Origin of the sequence: Bradyrhizobium lablabi, from assembly GCF_018131005.1 — a bacterium.
In the GTDB taxonomy this organism is placed as follows: Bacteria; Pseudomonadota; Alphaproteobacteria; order Rhizobiales; family Xanthobacteraceae; genus Bradyrhizobium; species Bradyrhizobium lablabi_D.
The window spans coordinates 289056-303245 of the sequence record NZ_JAFCJK010000002.1 but is presented as its reverse complement, the minus strand read 5'-3'; the positions used below and the strand labels follow the sequence as shown (position 1 = coordinate 303245).

The following is a 14190-nucleotide window of genomic DNA, read 5'->3' as shown; positions in this document are numbered from 1 at the left end:
CGGATGGCAGGCTCCGCGAAGCAATACATGCCTCAGCGCAGCCTCACTTGCAGGGCTTGCTGTCCTTGACGTCGAATTTGCCCATCGCGCCCGAGATGACGAAGTCGTTGTAATCAAGCACCAGCGCGCGCGAAACGCCGTTCTCGTAGAGTTCGAACGACATCGCGTAGACTGGCGTCTGCTCGCCGTCCTTGGCCGTGGCATCGCGGTCGTAGTAGCTCACCGTCACCGGCCAGCGCGTCATCGATTTCATGGCCTCGCTTGCGGTGGACGGATCAGGCGACGCGGTTGCGCGGTCGCCCGGGATCGGCTGGCCGATGACCGAAAGCGTGTTGTACACCTTCTCGCCATTATCGGAACCATCATAGACCGTCAGCTCGAGCACCGACTTGCCTTCGCGGGCAGCGGCGATGATGTGCTGAATCTGCTCGGTTGGAAACACGATCTGGCCGTCGAGATCGAAGGTCTTGTTGACCGGCTCTTTCAGCTTGACTGTGATGTGGTCGCCGACCCGCTCGGCAATCCCGTCGACCGGTGCGGAATCGCTGTCATTCATGCGGGCGTCGATCTTGAAACGGTAGGTCTTGCCGGCAGCGTCCTCCCAGGAGGATGAGCGCAGGTCTGACAGCGTCACCTTGCCCTCGCCGCTGTCGAGCTCGGACACTTGGCGGAATTCTGACGTATAGCCCTCGCAGGTGTTGCCGGAGAAGTTGTAGAGGATGCGCCCGCGCGCATTGCTGATCGCATTGCCGCCGCGCGACTTGACGAGGCTGAGCTCGTAGAGCGCCTGATGCGAGAGAAACGGCCCGCCCGCGGCAGCAACGGCTGGCGAGCCGGCAAATTCGCCCCCAGCGGCAACCGCAATCGACAAAACCACGGCGCGCAACGGAAGCCGGAACGGCAAGACCATGTTCTTTCCTCAACCCTACGGCGATTCGTCACAATAGTGACGGCGCTATTGCGCCGCAACTGGGGCGAGTCTCACAAAAAGGTAACGGACGGATCCGGCCATGCCCGCCTTGCGGCGGCTATCCCTGCGATTTCCGACGGTTGGTCAGGAGTTCCTTCGCTTGCAACCGGCGGCGCGATGCGCGAAACAATGCCCCGCCTGAGCGCGTTTCCAAATTTCAGATAAATTCAACCAGGGATGAGAACATGGCGGGTACAGTCGAACAGAAGCTGGCGGCACAGGGCATCACGCTGCACGAGCCCGCCTCCCCGGTCGCAAATTATGTAGGCTTTGTCCGCACCGGAAACCTGCTGTTCGTATCCGGCCAGGTTTGCTTCAACGCCGAGGGCAAGCTGATCGCCAAGGGCAAGCTCGGCGCCGGCGTAACCATCGAGCAAGGCACCGCGGCAGCGCGCGGCTGTGCCATCAACCTGCTTGCGCAAATCAAGGCCGCGCTCGGCGATCTCGACAAGGTCGTGCGCGTCGTGCGCCTCGGCGGCTTCATCAATTCCGCGCCAGATTTCCTCGACGGGCCGAAGGTGCTGAACGGCGCTTCCGACCTGATGGTCGCAGCCTTCGGCGACAAGGGCCGTCACGCCCGTACCACCGTCGGCGTCGCCTCGCTGCCTGCGGACGCGGCGGTCGAAGTCGAGGGCCTGTTCGAAGTCTCGTGAACCGGCGATGCGCGCACCTGATTGGCTGACCAGGCGGCCGGTCGCCCATCGCGGCCTGCACGATGCCGCCTGCGGCGTCATCGAGAACATGCCGGCTGCGGCGCAGGCCGCGGTCGCCGGCAATTTCGCCATAGAATGTGACATCCAACTTACCGCCGACGGCGAGGCGATGGTGCATCACGACGATGCGCTCGGCCGCCTCACCGAGGGTTCGGGCGCCTTGCTGGGCAAGACCGCGGCCGAGTTGAAGGCGGTGAAGTTCAAGGACACGTCCGAGCCGATGATGACGCTCGGCGACCTCTGCGCGCTCGTCGGCGGCCGCGTTCCGCTGGTGGTCGAGGTAAAGAGCCATTTCAACGGTGACCGCAAGCTGGTTCGGCGGATGGCCGAGGTGCTGTCCTCTTATTCCGGCCCGGTGGTCGGCATGTCCTTCGACCCCGATCAGGTGCTGGCGCTGCGCGAAATCATGCCGAAACTGCCGCGCGGCATCGTTGCCCAGCGCAATTATGACGATGGTTACTGGAAGAAGCTGACGCCGGCCCAGCGCGACAGCATGCTTTACTTACGTCACGGGTTTCGGACCGAGCCGCATTTCGTCGCATTCTGGGTCGACCAGCTGCCTGCGCCCGCGCCGTGGATCGCCCGTAAGGTGTTCGGCTGCCCGTTGCTCGCCTGGACCGTGCGGACGGCGGAACAGCGCGAGCGCGCCGCGCGTCACGCCGACCAGATCATTTTCGAGGGGTTCGTTCCGGGAAGCTGACATGCCGCCGTCAACCTTGAAGTCGTCGCTGCGATGCACGATCTTGGCAACGGTTGGTCGCCACGCGCGATGGCTGATCGCAGGAGCATGATCCGGAAAAGTGGAAGCCGGTTTTCCGAAGAGATCATGCTCAAACAAAGAAAGGGCTGAGATCATGATGCGATAGTCGCATCATGATCGAGTTGGGACCGGTCTCAATTTTCGATGGCGTCATCCGAAATCACCCTCGAAGCTGTTTCTGATATCGGCGGCATTCCGGCCGCCGAGTGGGACTCGTGTGCCAATCCGGCATCAGATCCCGCGAGCCTGGAACAGCTCGACACGCTGGCCTCACCCGATCCCGCAAGCAACTGCCCGACGGCTTCAAGGTCGAGCTATAACCCCTTCGTATCCCATGCCTTTCTCGCCGCCGTGGAAGCTTCCGGCTCAGCCTGCCCACGGACCGGCTGGGGGGCGCGGCATCTCGTGGCAAAAATTGACGACAGAATTGTCGGCGTCGTGCCCTGCTACCTGAAGTCCCACTCACAGGGCGAATATGTGTTCGACCGCGGCTGGGCCGAGGCCTATCACCGCGCCGGCGGCAGCTATTATCCGAAGCTGCAGGTCTCCGTTCCCTTCACGCCCGCGACCGGACCGCGCCTGCTGATCCGCAACGGTCTCGACCACGGCCGGATCGGCTCAGCGCTGGCGCGCGGCCTCAGGGCGCTCTGCAACGCCACCGATGCCTCGTCCGTGCACGTGACTTTCGCCCGCGAGGCGGAAGCAAATTTTCTCGGCGCGCACGGCTTCCTGCAGCGGACCGACCAGCAGTTCCACTGGCACAATGAGGGCTACAAGACCTTCGACGACTTCCTCGCCACGCTGAACTCGCGCCATCGCAAGGCGATCAAACGCGAGCGCCGCGAAGCGCTCGCCGCCGGCATCACAATCCATTGGCTCACCGGCAGCGACATCACCGAAGACGCATGGGATGCGTTCTTCGAGTTCTACATGGAGACCGGGTCGCGCAAATGGGGCCGGCCTTATCTGACACGAAAATTCTTCTCGCTGATCGGCGAGAGCATGAGCCGTGACGTGCTGCTTGTCATGGCCAGACGCAAAGGGCGCTGGATCGCGGGCGCGATCAATTTTATCGGCTCGGACACGCTGTTCGGCCGCAACTGGGGCGCGATCGAACACCACCCGTTCCTGCATTTCGAGGTCTGCTACTACCAGGCGATCGATTTCGCCATCCAGCGCGGGCTGAAGGTGGTGGAAGCGGGTGCGCAAGGCGAACACAAGCTCGCGCGCGGATACCAGCCGCAGACCACTTATTCGGCGCATTTCATCGCCGATCCCGCGTTGCGCCGAGCGATCGACGACTATCTCAAGCGCGAGCGCGCCTATGTCGCCGAGGTCGGCCGCGAACTCAGCGAAGCCGGCCCGTTCCGCAAGACGGGCGACGAAGCCTGAGCTTTCTGCTACCCATTCCAGGACTTGATCCGAGGAGCCGAGCCGACATGCCTGCCTATGACCAGCAAAACCCCTTCGCTAAGATTTTGCGCGGCGAATTTCCCTGCCACAAGGTCTACGAGAACGAGCATGTCCTCGCCTTCCTCGACATCATGCCGCGTTCGCAGGGGCATACGCTGGTCATTCCAAAGGCCGCTGCCCGCAACATCCTCGACATCAAGCCGGATGACTACGCCCATGTCGCCCGCGCCGCGCACAGGATCGCGGGTGCCGCGATGAAAGCGTTCGACGCCGATGGGATCACCGTGCAGCAGTTCAACGAGCCCGCCGGCGGCCAGGTCGTGTTCCACCTGCACATGCACGTGATGCCGCGCTTCGACGGCGTCGCGCTCTTGCCGCCCGCCAGCCGCAAGGAAGACGTCAAGGTGCTGGAAGACAATGCGACCAAGTTGATCGCGGCCTTGAAATAGGCCGCGCCGACCACACTTCAACGCGGCTTGTTTTCGCGAAACGGTTCCGCGATCACTTGATGGAGGTCCTCGAAGATAATGTAGCCCGGTCTGTCCGTCGTTATCTGAGTAACGCCGTATCCGTTGTTCTCTAACACGGAGGCCAACGCACGCATCTTCTCAATGTGCTCGGTTGCCGTGGGCTTGAGCCACGACACACCGGCTGTTTTCCTGCGATAGTAACCCTTCGACTTTGTGCGGTTGAAACGTTCGGGTATTGCCAGATTTTTCCGGAACCATGACAGGAGATTTTCCAGCTGTTCGCGCTCCTGGACCGACACTTGAGTTCGATCGCGAAGCTCATACGCGGCGCTGAAGACGCCGTCCTCGACACCGGTGTCCGGATGGGATCGCTGCAATACAAATCGCAGCAGGGTTGGGTTTACTTCATTTATAGCCAAGGAACGAACCTGTTCGCCTGCTAAATTCCGACGCTACAATGGAACACAACGTAGCTGGATAGAGCGCAACGCAATCCGGGCCACGAGTCTCACTCCGTCTCGAAATCGCCCGGCTGCGGCGGGGCCAGCGGTGTGAATTCGCAGCGGTCGGGCTTGACGTCGAGCAGCGGCGTCTCGTCGAGGCAGTCGAGGCCGCGCACGAGAATGACGTTGCCCTCGACACCGACCAGCTTGACGGTCGAAGTCCCGATCGGATTGGGGCGCACCGGCGAGCGCAGCGAGAAAGTGCCGCGGGTGTTGCCGTTGTTCTTCGGGCTTTGCAGCACGATGTCGCGGCGCGACTGGTGCAACCAGTAGATCACCTCGAGAGTGCTGTAGAAATCGACGCCCTTGATCGCGGCGACCCAGGGCTCGAAGATCTCGAGCCGGCACACCGGCCCATCATGCCGTCCCTGCCGCGGCGTAGCCAGCCGCGAGGTCCAGGGCGTGCGGATCCGGCCGATGAAGACGAGGCCAGCGTCGCGCGCCGAGGGCATGTCGACGGCGACCTCGCCCTCGCGGAGTTCACTTTCGCGTACCATGTGTCAGTCCGCCGATATCAGATGTCTGAACGGCAACACTACCCGATCGCGCGGTCGCTGCAATCAGCCGATCCAGTATTTGCCCGCGAGTATGACGATTTCGCCCGCGATCACGCCGGCAAAGATGGACTTCCGCGACAGCATGAACACCGCAAAGCCCGCCACCACGGCGCCATAGCGCAGCCAGTCCGGCACGCTCGCGAGCGCACCCGGCGGCTGCACCACGATCTGCGCGATGACGCCGGCGAGGATCGCGGTCGCGACCGCCCTCACCCAGACCAGCAGCTCCGAACCCTCGTCGATCCCGCCGCCGAACCACAGGCCGAGCATCCGCCATATCTGGTTGGGGATAACGCCGGCGACGAACAGAACCGCGAGCGCGTGCCAGTCGCCGATGAAGCTGCTCATGCCACGGCCCTCGCCCGGTGGACACCATAGGCGATGGTGCCAGCCGCGATACCGCTGACCAGAATATCGACACCGCTGTTCAGGAGCGCGGCCACCGGAAACAGCAGGAGCCCGAGCACCAGCGCGATGACGTCGGCGAGTTCCCGGCAGTTGCGCGCGGTCGAGAACAGGAAGGCCAGCGGCGTCAGCATCAGGATTCCCGCTCCCAGGAGCTGCGAGAGATTGGCTGCGAGCGCATATCCGATCGTATTCGCGATCAGGCAGACGCAGACCAGCCCGCAGCCGAGGCCGTGGATGAAGGCGATCCGCCGGTTGCGCGGCACCTGCGGCAGAAAGCGGAAGCATTCGACCCACAGCGTCACCGCGGTGAGATGCGCGACCAGAATGAGATGCCGCCGCTTGGTCTCGTCCGTGCGCATCATCGGCAGAACGGAAACGACCATGGGAAACAGCCTGACAGCGCTGACTGTGACCGCGATCGCCGATTGCACGATGGTCGCACCGGAGCCGAGCGTCGTGATCACGATGATCTGCGCTGGCCCCGCCCAGACGAACGCGGTGCTGGCGAGCGTCCAGCCGAGCGAGAAGCCGGAATCATGCGCCAGCGCCCCGATGCCGAGATAGGTCGCGAACAGCACCAGCGTCAGCACCGTCGAGCCGACCGATCGTGCCCCCCACAGGAAGGCGCGGAACGACGTCTGCCATTGCGGGGAATCGAGCGGAGGAAGCGCCACGGGGGTGTCGGAGTGGGTTTGGACGGTGGCGGAATAGGGCTGCCGGAACGCGCGGTCAAGCGAGGCGGCGCACAGGGCGGCTATGTCGTGGCAATGCCCCGCCGTCATTGGAAGCGAAGCGACGTGTCCGCCGTAGCCTTGGAAGGCGGAAGCAATCCATGCTTTTGCACATGCGGATCGATGGATTGCCTCGTCGCTTCAGCGCAAAATTGCTTTGCAATCTTGCCGCGAGCTCCTCGCAACGACGCGGATGATGTGGTCACACCCTGTTCTTCAGCACGAAGCACGCGCCGCCCGCCTTGCGGATGCGATTGCACAGACCATCCGCCTCGGGGCGCGTGTCGGCGCCGATGCGGACCTGGTAGAAGGTGGCGCTGCCGCGGGTGCGCAGCCGGGAAGAGAGCAGGCTTGGATCCTGGTCGCCGATCACGGCAGACAGCCGCTTCATGGCGCGGGCATACATCGCTAGCGCCTTGTCGCGGTTGAAGCCGGCGGCGAGCTGCACGCCCCAGAGTTTCGCCGCCGAGAGCGTGATGTGCTGCTCGAGCTCGGCGACAAACGGATTGGGCGCGCGCTTCAACAGCGCCATCAGCTCACGGCAGCTCGAGGTTGGCGCACGCGCCGGCATCTTGCCGTTGCGGCTTGCGGCCGCCCAGTCATCGACGCTGGAGCCGGTGATCGCGAACACGTAGTTGCGGGTCTCCTGCGGCATGTAGCCGGTCCCGGCAAGCCATTCCTGGACCCGACGCGGACCGGCATTGTAGGCGGCCGCCGCCAGCCCAAGATTGCCGAATTGGTTGCGCAGCTCGCTCAGGAATTCGGCCGATTTCGGCAGTGCCTGCACCGGATTGAAAGGGTCGAGGAGCCCTCGCTCACTCGCGGTGCCCGGCATGAACTGCGCAATCCCCTGCGCGCGCTGGCCGTTGCGGGTCATCGGCCCGACCGCATCCGCCTGGAAACGGCTTTCCTGCCAGATCACGCGGGCGAAGAATTCGAGCGGCAGGTCGTTCGCGCGAGCCGCGGACTCGATCATCAGGCACATCGCCTCTCGGGTATCGCTCTCGCGGCCATCATCGGCCGGCTTCTGCTGGGGAATCGCGAGCTCCTCGACGCTCGGCCGCGCGACGCCGGTCATGGCTGGCGCCGCGTCTTCCGCGTGCGCCGGAATAACCAGCATCGCAAGCATCCACGTTCCGGCGCAGAGGCCCGTTCGCATCGCAGTTCTGTCTCCGCGCCGCCGCGCTTGACACCCAAAACCCCTCGTCTAGCTATTACACTAACAATGGTGCGCAAATGGGAGCGCAAAATGGCCGCACTTTCCGACGATCAGCCAGGCTTTGCGCCCGACGACGATGTGCCGATCGGCTACATGATGCGCACCCGCGAGTATTATGCGGCAATCGGCTACACCACGCCCTATCGCTGGGCGCACTACACCTCGGCGCCGTTCCAGCCGTTGCAGAAGCCGCTCGACCAGTCGCGTGTCGCGATCGTTACGACGGCGGCACCGTTCGATCCGGCCAAGGGCGACCAGGGCCCCGGCGCTAAGTACAATGGCGGCGCAAAATTCTACACGGTCTATGACGGCGATACCGCGAAGCAGCAGGACCTGCGGATTTCCCATATCGCCTATGACCGCGTGCACACCTCGGCCGAGGACAGCGGAACCTGGTTTCCGCTGGCGCAACTCCGGCGCCTCGCCGAGACGGGCCGGATCGGCAGCGTCGCACCGCGGTTCTTCGGCGCGCCGACCAATCGCAGCCATCGCGTCACCATCGAGACCGACGCGCCCAAGATCCTGCGGCGCTGCCGCGCCGATGGCGTCGAGGCCGCGGTGCTGGTGCCGAGTTGCCCGGTGTGTCACCAGACCGTCAGCCTGGTCGCCCGGCATCTGGAAGAGAATGGCGTCTCCACGGTCGTGATGGGTTGCGCGAAGGATATCGTCGAGCACGCGGCGGTGCCGCGCTTCCTGTTCTCCGACTTCCCGCTCGGCAATTCCGCCGGAAAGCCGCATGATGTAGCCTCGCAGGCGTTCACGCTGGAGCTTGCGCTGCGGGTGCTGGAGCAGGCACCGGGTCCGCAGACCACTGTGCAGTCGCCGCTGCGCTGGAGTGACGACCATTCCTGGAAGCGCGACTACAGCAATGCGGATGCGCTTGGTACCGAGGAGCTCGCGCGCCTGCGCCGTGAGTTCGACGCGCAGAAGGAAATCGCCAAGGGCCTCCGGGAGCGCGTGGCGTAGCTTTTGCAACGCGAAAACTAGGCGGGAATCCCGGTCGTGATGGCCGGGATTGGTTTAGGTTAACGCCAACCGGTTCCACCGGCGATCTTCTCATCGCGTCACATCCCGATACAGTCCGGCCGTTCATTTGGAGGATTTTCGAGATGCAGGACCGGCGCCATGACGTGCGCGACAAGGTGCTCTATGGCGGGGTCGCCGAGATCAACGAGCGCGGCTCGACGATGGATTGCGTCGTCCGCAACATCAGCGACCACGGCGCCTGCGTCGAAATCGATTCCACCGCGAAGCTGCCGGAGCAGATGACCCTCGCCGTTGCGCGCAAGGGCCGCTCGTTCCTGGTGCGGCTGATCTGGCGGCAGGCCAACAAGGTCGGGCTTGCCTTCCGGATCATGACATCGGACGCGCCGGTCAGCGATCTCGATGAGCGCCTGCGCCGCAGCGAGATTAAAAAGCGGCAGCTCCAGCGTCGCATCAAGGAACTGATCGGCGAGGGCTGACACCTTCTCGCCCAAGCAAAAAGGCCGGCTCATCAGCCGGCCTTTTCAATTTCGCTATCTGTCGGCGCCTCAGGCCTTGACCAGCGGCCCGCGCGACGCGGGGCCCTTGGAGCCGCCGCCGTTGGAGCCGCCACCCGACTTCGGCGGCTTGCGCTTGCGGGCGCCGCCGGGAAGCTTTTCGGGCTTCGGCGTGACCGGTCCCTCGACGAACTCGAAGCCGATCTTGTCCTTGTCAGCCTCGTCCTTGACCAGAACGACGCGCACATGGCCGCCGCCCTTGAGCTGGCCGAACAGCACCTCATCCGCCAGCGGCTTCTTGATGTGCTCCTGGATGATGCGTGCCATCGGACGCGCGCCCATCTGCTCGTCATAGCCATGCTCGATCACCCAGGCCTTGGCTGGCTCGGACAATTCGATAGTGACGTCGCGATCGGCGAGCTGCGCCTCGAGCTGCAGGACGAACTTCTCGACCACCATGCCGATCACGTCGGCATTGAGATGCGCGAACGAGACGATCGCATCCAGCCGGTTGCGGAATTCCGGCGCGAACTGCCGATTGATCGCCTCGTGGTCGTCGCCTTCCCGCTTGCTGCGCGTGAAGCCGAAGGCCTGGCGCGCGAGATCTGCGGCGCCCGCATTCGTGGTCATGATCAGGATCACGTTGCGGAAATTGACCTGCTTGCCGTTATGGTCCGTCAGCCGACCATGATCCATGATCTGCAGCAGCACGTTGTAGAGATCGGGATGCGCCTTCTCGATTTCGTCGAGCAGCACCACGCAATGCGGATGCTGGTCGACGCCGTCGGTAAGCAGGCCGCCCTGATCGAAGCCGACATAGCCGGGTGGCGCGCCGATCAGGCGCGACACGGTGTGCCGCTCCATGTATTCGGACATGTCGAAGCGCAACAACTCGACGCCGAGCGACGCCGCGAGCTGCTTGGCCACTTCGGTCTTGCCGACGCCGGTCGGACCAGAGAACAGATAGCAGCCGATCGGCTTCTCCGGCTCGCGCAAGCCCGCCCGAGCGAGCTTGATCGAGGCCGACAGCGACTCGATAGCCTTGTCCTGACCGAACACCACGCGCTTCAAGGTCTGCTCGAGATGCTTCAGCACCTCGGCGTCGTCCTTCGACACGCTCTTGGGCGGGATCCGCGCCATGGTCGCGATCGTGGATTCGATCTCCTTGATGCCGATCGTCTTCTTGCGCTTGTTCTCGGCGACCAGCATCTGGGCCGCGCCGGACTCGTCGATCACGTCGATCGCCTTGTCGGGCAGCTTGCGGTCGTGGATATAGCGCGAGGAAAGCTGCACGGCGGCTTCGATCGCCTCGTTGGTGTATTTCAGCCGATGGTAGTCCTCGAAGTACGGCTTGAGTCCCTTCAGGATCGCAATTGCGTCTTCCACCGACGGCTCGTTGACATCGATCTTCTGGAACCGCCGCACCAGCGCGCGGTCCTTCTCGAAGTGCTGGCGATACTCCTTGTAGGTGGTCGAGCCCATGCAGCGGATCGTGCCGGACGCCAGCGCGGGCTTGAGCAGGTTGGAGGCGTCCATCGCGCCGCCGGAGGTCGCGCCTGCCCCGATCACGGTGTGAATTTCGTCGATGAACAGGATGGCGTTCGGATGCGCCTCCAGCTCCTTCAGCACCTGCTTGAGGCGCTCTTCGAAGTCACCGCGGTAGCGGGTGCCCGCGAGCAGCGTGCCCATGTCCAGCGAGAACACCGTCGCGGCCGCCAGCACCTCCGGCACGTCGCTGTCGACGATGCGCTTGGCGAGGCCCTCCGCGATCGCGGTCTTGCCGACGCCAGCCTCGCCAACGAACAGCGGGTTGTTCTTCTGCCGGCGGCACAGCACCTGGATCGCGCGGTTGATCTCGGCACCACGGCCGATCACCGGATCGATCTTGCCCTCACGGGCCTTCTTGTTGAGGTTGACGCAATAAGTCTCGAGCGCCTCGCCCTTCTTCTTTGCGTCTTCGTTGCCCTTGGTCTCGGTCTCCTCGTCGACACCGCGCACCGGCCGCGCCTCGGAGACGCCCGGCCGCTTGGCGATGCCGTGGCTGATGTAGTTGACGGCGTCGTAGCGCGTCATGTCCTGCTCCTGCAGGAAATACGCGGCATGGCTCTCGCGCTCAGCGAAGATCGCGATCAGCACGTTGGCGCCGGTCACTTCCTCGCGACCGGACGACTGCACATGAATCACCGCGCGCTGGATCACGCGCTGGAACCCGGCCGTCGGCTTCGCGTCATCGGCGCCGTCAGTCACCAGGTTTTCAAATTCGGTCTCGAGATAATTGACGAGGCTCGTCCGCAGCTTGTCGAGATCGACGCTGCAGGCCCGCATCACAGCCGCCGCATCCGAATCATCGATCAGCGACAACAGAAGGTGTTCGAGTGTCGCGTATTGATGATGACGCTCGTTGGCGATCGCCAGCGCGCGATGCAGGGATTGTTCCAGACTTTGGGAAAAAGTTGGCATTCGCTTCCTCTATGGTCCCCGGCCATCATGATCGCCATTACCGGGTCAGGCAATAACAACCTTCGTGATCCCACCTCATATAGTTACGTCCGATCGTGGCGAAAGACCGGCTCCGAAACGTTGGATTTCCTGTAAAATTCGGGCAGCCGCCGCGTCGTCGCGCACCCGATCCCCGCAATCATGCGGGGATTCTTCCGTCACAAAAATCGATTGCAAGACCCGTCCCGCTGATGCGGCAGGTCGACTGCTGCTTGCGAACTACTTCTTTTCCATCACGCATTGCAGCGGATGCTGGTGCTTGCGTGCGAAGTCCATCACTTGCGTCACCTTGGTTTCGGCGATCTCGTAGGTGAACACGCCGCACTCCCCAATCCCGTGATGGTGGACGTGGAGCATGATCTTGGTCGCCGCCTCCGCATCCTTGTTGAAGAACTTCTCCAGGACGTGAACGACAAACTCCATCGGAGTGTAGTCGTCATTGAGGATCAGGACGCGGTACAGGTTCGGACGCTTGGTCTTCGGCTTGACCTTGGTGATGACCGACGTTGAGGGACCGCTGGCCCCACCGGGGCGATTGTCGCTCATACTGGGAGCGGAGGCGGTCGAAGTTGCCGAAGTGGACAAAAGGGCTATGGACGTGGATCGCGACATGGCTCAGGCGTTCAAATTCCACAAGAGAAACCGGATGGCGCACGGCCGCTTCGCGATCGCGGCGTCAGCTCTCGCGGAACCTCCGGCAACGCCTCCCAGATTGCCGCTCCCGATCCGGCCCGGCGGCTGGGTCGGCGTCCCAAATATGGGACCGAGGCAAGCCTGCCGCAAGCGCAGAAGTACCCCTCGGCACCCTGCCCCGGAGCCCGCCGAAATCCGGCGCAGCAATCGCCCCAAAGTTAATCATTTCTGTCCGATTTGACAAAGGACTCCGGCATCCAATTTAGCGAACATTCAGGATAGTGATGGCTTTTGCCTCGCTTTTTAATGTTTGGAGGGACCTTAGCCGGGTTTCCACAGCGCGATTCATTCTCTGTTTAGCCGCCCGCGTCGAGATGGCAGCCACACCAATTTCTCGATGAGAGCGTCATGTCTGGTTCAGCCATTTTCAATCGCGTCCGCTCGGCTGCCGGCCGGTTTTCCGCCGCCACCGACGGTAATATTGCGGTGCTGTTTGCCATCGCAGCCGTGCCGATCATCAGCTTCATGGGCGCGGCGATCGACTACTCCCGCGCCAACAAAGCCCGCTCCTCAATGCAGGCCGCGCTCGACTCGACCGCGCTGATGCTGGCGAAGGACCTCACCAACGGCGACATCACCGCCGCGCAGATCCCGGCGAAGGCGCAGGCCTACTTTACGGCACTGTACACCAATACCGAAGCGCAGTCGGTGACGGTCAACGCCAGCTACACCCAGAGCGGACCGCTGGGCTCGACCGTTCAGGTCAATGGATCGGGCCTCGTGAAGACCGACTTCATGAAGCTCGCCGGCTATCCCAACCTGAACTTCGACAGCAGTTCCACCTCCGCCTGGGGCAATGTCCGCATGCGGGTGGCGATGGCGCTGGATAATACCGGGTCGATGGCTGACGACGGCAAGATGCCGGCGTTGAAAAACGCGGTGGCCGGTACCAACGGCCTGATCGATCAGCTCAGCGCACTCGCCAAGAATAACGGAGATATCTACATCTCGGTGGTGCCGTTCGCGAAGGACGTCAATTACAAGGTGGACGCATCCGGCGCGAGTAACGTCAACCAGCCCTGGATCGACTGGAGCCTGTGGGACGTCGCCAACGGAAGCTGGGGAACCTGCAGCAGATCAACCTACACGACGAAGAGCACCTGCGAATCAAACGGCAAGAAGTGGACGCCTGATCATTCGAAATGGACCGGCTGCTTCACCGACCGTGCCAAGGACTACGACGTGAGCAACACGACCCCGGTCGCGACCAACACGGCCACGTTGTTCCCTGCTGAAGAATACGTGTCGGGAAGCGAGAAATACTGCAGCTCGTCAAACAATCCTTACCTGCAACCCATCATGCCGCTGACCTACAACTGGAGTTCGCTCAAGACGCGAGTCAACGACATGGAGCCGACCGGCAACACCAACCAGGGCATTGGTCTTGCCTGGGCGTGGATGACGCTGGGCGACGGCGCGCCGTTCGACGCTCCGCCAAAGGACCCGAACTATACCTACAAGGATGCGATCATCCTGCTGTCCGACGGCATGAACACGCAAAACCGGTATTCAAGCACAGCCTCGCAAATCGATGCTCGGGAGAAGATGGCTTGTGACAACGCCAAGGCGGCCGGCATCACCATCTATACGGTGCAAGTCAATACCGGCACGGATCCTACTTCAGCGGTCCTGCAATATTGCGCCAGTGGCTCGGACAAGTTCTACTTGGTCACTTCCGCCACCCAAACGGCGTCGGTGTTCAACTCGATCGGTCAGTCGCTGTCGAGGCTGCGCGTGGCCAGATAAGCGCCCCGCTCCAGCATACAAAAAAGC

General features: G+C 62.9%; 15 protein-coding genes. 7 read left to right on the top strand and 8 right to left on the bottom strand.

Annotated features, from left to right (window positions below; translation table 11 throughout):
• Positions 1-43: 43 nt before the first annotated feature.
• Complete coding sequence (locus JQ553_RS06435; protein ID WP_212499071.1) at positions 44-910, bottom strand: cell envelope integrity EipB family protein; 867 nt, start codon at positions 908-910, stop codon at positions 44-46.
• A gap of 245 nt (positions 911-1155) precedes the next feature.
• On the opposite strand from JQ553_RS06435, the gene JQ553_RS06430 reads away from it, so the two are divergent.
• The 4 genes from JQ553_RS06430 (at position 1156) to JQ553_RS06415 (ending at position 4305) form a co-directional block, all read left to right on the top strand.
• Positions 1156-1623, top strand: a complete 468-nt coding sequence (locus JQ553_RS06430) for a RidA family protein (protein WP_212499070.1) — start codon at positions 1156-1158, stop codon at positions 1621-1623.
• Between the two features lie 7 nt (positions 1624-1630).
• Positions 1631-2383: a glycerophosphodiester phosphodiesterase gene (locus tag JQ553_RS06425; RefSeq protein WP_212499069.1), complete on the top strand. Its 753-nt coding sequence runs from the start codon at positions 1631-1633 to the stop codon at positions 2381-2383.
• 204 nt (positions 2384-2587) lie between these two features.
• On the top strand, positions 2588-3835 hold the full coding sequence (locus tag JQ553_RS06420) for a GNAT family N-acetyltransferase (RefSeq protein ID WP_212499068.1): 1248 nt from the start codon (positions 2588-2590) through the stop codon (positions 3833-3835).
• A gap of 47 nt (positions 3836-3882) precedes the next feature.
• Complete coding sequence (locus tag JQ553_RS06415; protein ID WP_212499067.1) at positions 3883-4305, top strand: HIT family protein; 423 nt, start codon at positions 3883-3885, stop codon at positions 4303-4305.
• A gap of 17 nt (positions 4306-4322) precedes the next feature.
• On the opposite strand, the gene JQ553_RS06410 is transcribed toward JQ553_RS06415, so the two are convergent.
• From JQ553_RS06410 to JQ553_RS06390, 5 genes are all read right to left on the bottom strand, one after another.
• A complete protein-coding gene (locus JQ553_RS06410; RefSeq protein ID WP_212499066.1) occupies positions 4323-4745 on the bottom strand; it encodes a hypothetical protein in 423 nt (140 codons plus the stop codon).
• Positions 4746-4834: 89 nt separating this feature from the next.
• Entirely contained in the window at positions 4835-5326 is a 492-nt protein-coding gene (tsaA, locus tag JQ553_RS06405; protein ID WP_212499065.1) for a tRNA (N6-threonylcarbamoyladenosine(37)-N6)-methyltransferase TrmO, read from the bottom strand.
• Positions 5327-5389: 63 nt separating this feature from the next.
• Positions 5390-5734: an AzlD domain-containing protein gene (locus JQ553_RS06400; RefSeq protein WP_212499064.1), complete on the bottom strand. Its 345-nt coding sequence runs from the start codon at positions 5732-5734 to the stop codon at positions 5390-5392.
• Entirely contained in the window at positions 5731-6468 is a 738-nt protein-coding gene (locus JQ553_RS06395; protein ID WP_212499063.1) for an AzlC family ABC transporter permease, read from the bottom strand. Before JQ553_RS06395 ends, JQ553_RS06400 begins: the two co-directional genes overlap by 4 nt.
• Before the next feature lie 259 nt (positions 6469-6727).
• Positions 6728-7645, bottom strand: coding sequence for a lytic transglycosylase domain-containing protein (locus JQ553_RS06390; protein WP_249144011.1), 918 nt, complete (start codon positions 7643-7645; stop codon positions 6728-6730).
• Between the two features lie 129 nt (positions 7646-7774).
• Between JQ553_RS06390 and JQ553_RS06385 the strand changes: the two genes are divergently transcribed.
• Positions 7775-8710 (top strand): glycine/sarcosine/betaine reductase selenoprotein B family protein, encoded by a 936-nt coding sequence (locus tag JQ553_RS06385; protein ID WP_212499062.1) that lies wholly within the window; start codon positions 7775-7777, stop codon positions 8708-8710.
• A 143-nt stretch (positions 8711-8853) separates the two neighbouring features.
• Complete coding sequence (locus JQ553_RS06380) at positions 8854-9207, top strand: PilZ domain-containing protein (protein ID WP_212499061.1); 354 nt, start codon at positions 8854-8856, stop codon at positions 9205-9207.
• A gap of 69 nt (positions 9208-9276) precedes the next feature.
• Here JQ553_RS06380 and clpA read toward each other — a convergent pair whose 3' ends face one another.
• Both clpA and clpS read right to left on the bottom strand, forming a co-directional pair.
• The gene (clpA, locus tag JQ553_RS06375; RefSeq protein ID WP_212499060.1) at positions 9277-11685 is read right to left on the bottom strand and encodes an ATP-dependent Clp protease ATP-binding subunit ClpA; all 2409 of its coding nucleotides are present in this window, start codon (positions 11683-11685) and stop codon (positions 9277-9279) included.
• A 258-nt stretch (positions 11686-11943) separates the two neighbouring features.
• On the bottom strand, positions 11944-12270 hold the full coding sequence (gene clpS / locus JQ553_RS06370) for an ATP-dependent Clp protease adapter ClpS (protein ID WP_212499059.1): 327 nt from the start codon (positions 12268-12270) through the stop codon (positions 11944-11946).
• A 495-nt stretch (positions 12271-12765) separates the two neighbouring features.
• On the opposite strand from clpS, the gene JQ553_RS06365 reads away from it, so the two are divergent.
• On the top strand, positions 12766-14163 hold the full coding sequence (locus JQ553_RS06365) for a TadE/TadG family type IV pilus assembly protein (protein ID WP_212499058.1): 1398 nt from the start codon (positions 12766-12768) through the stop codon (positions 14161-14163).
• Positions 14164-14190: the final 27 nt, after the last annotated feature.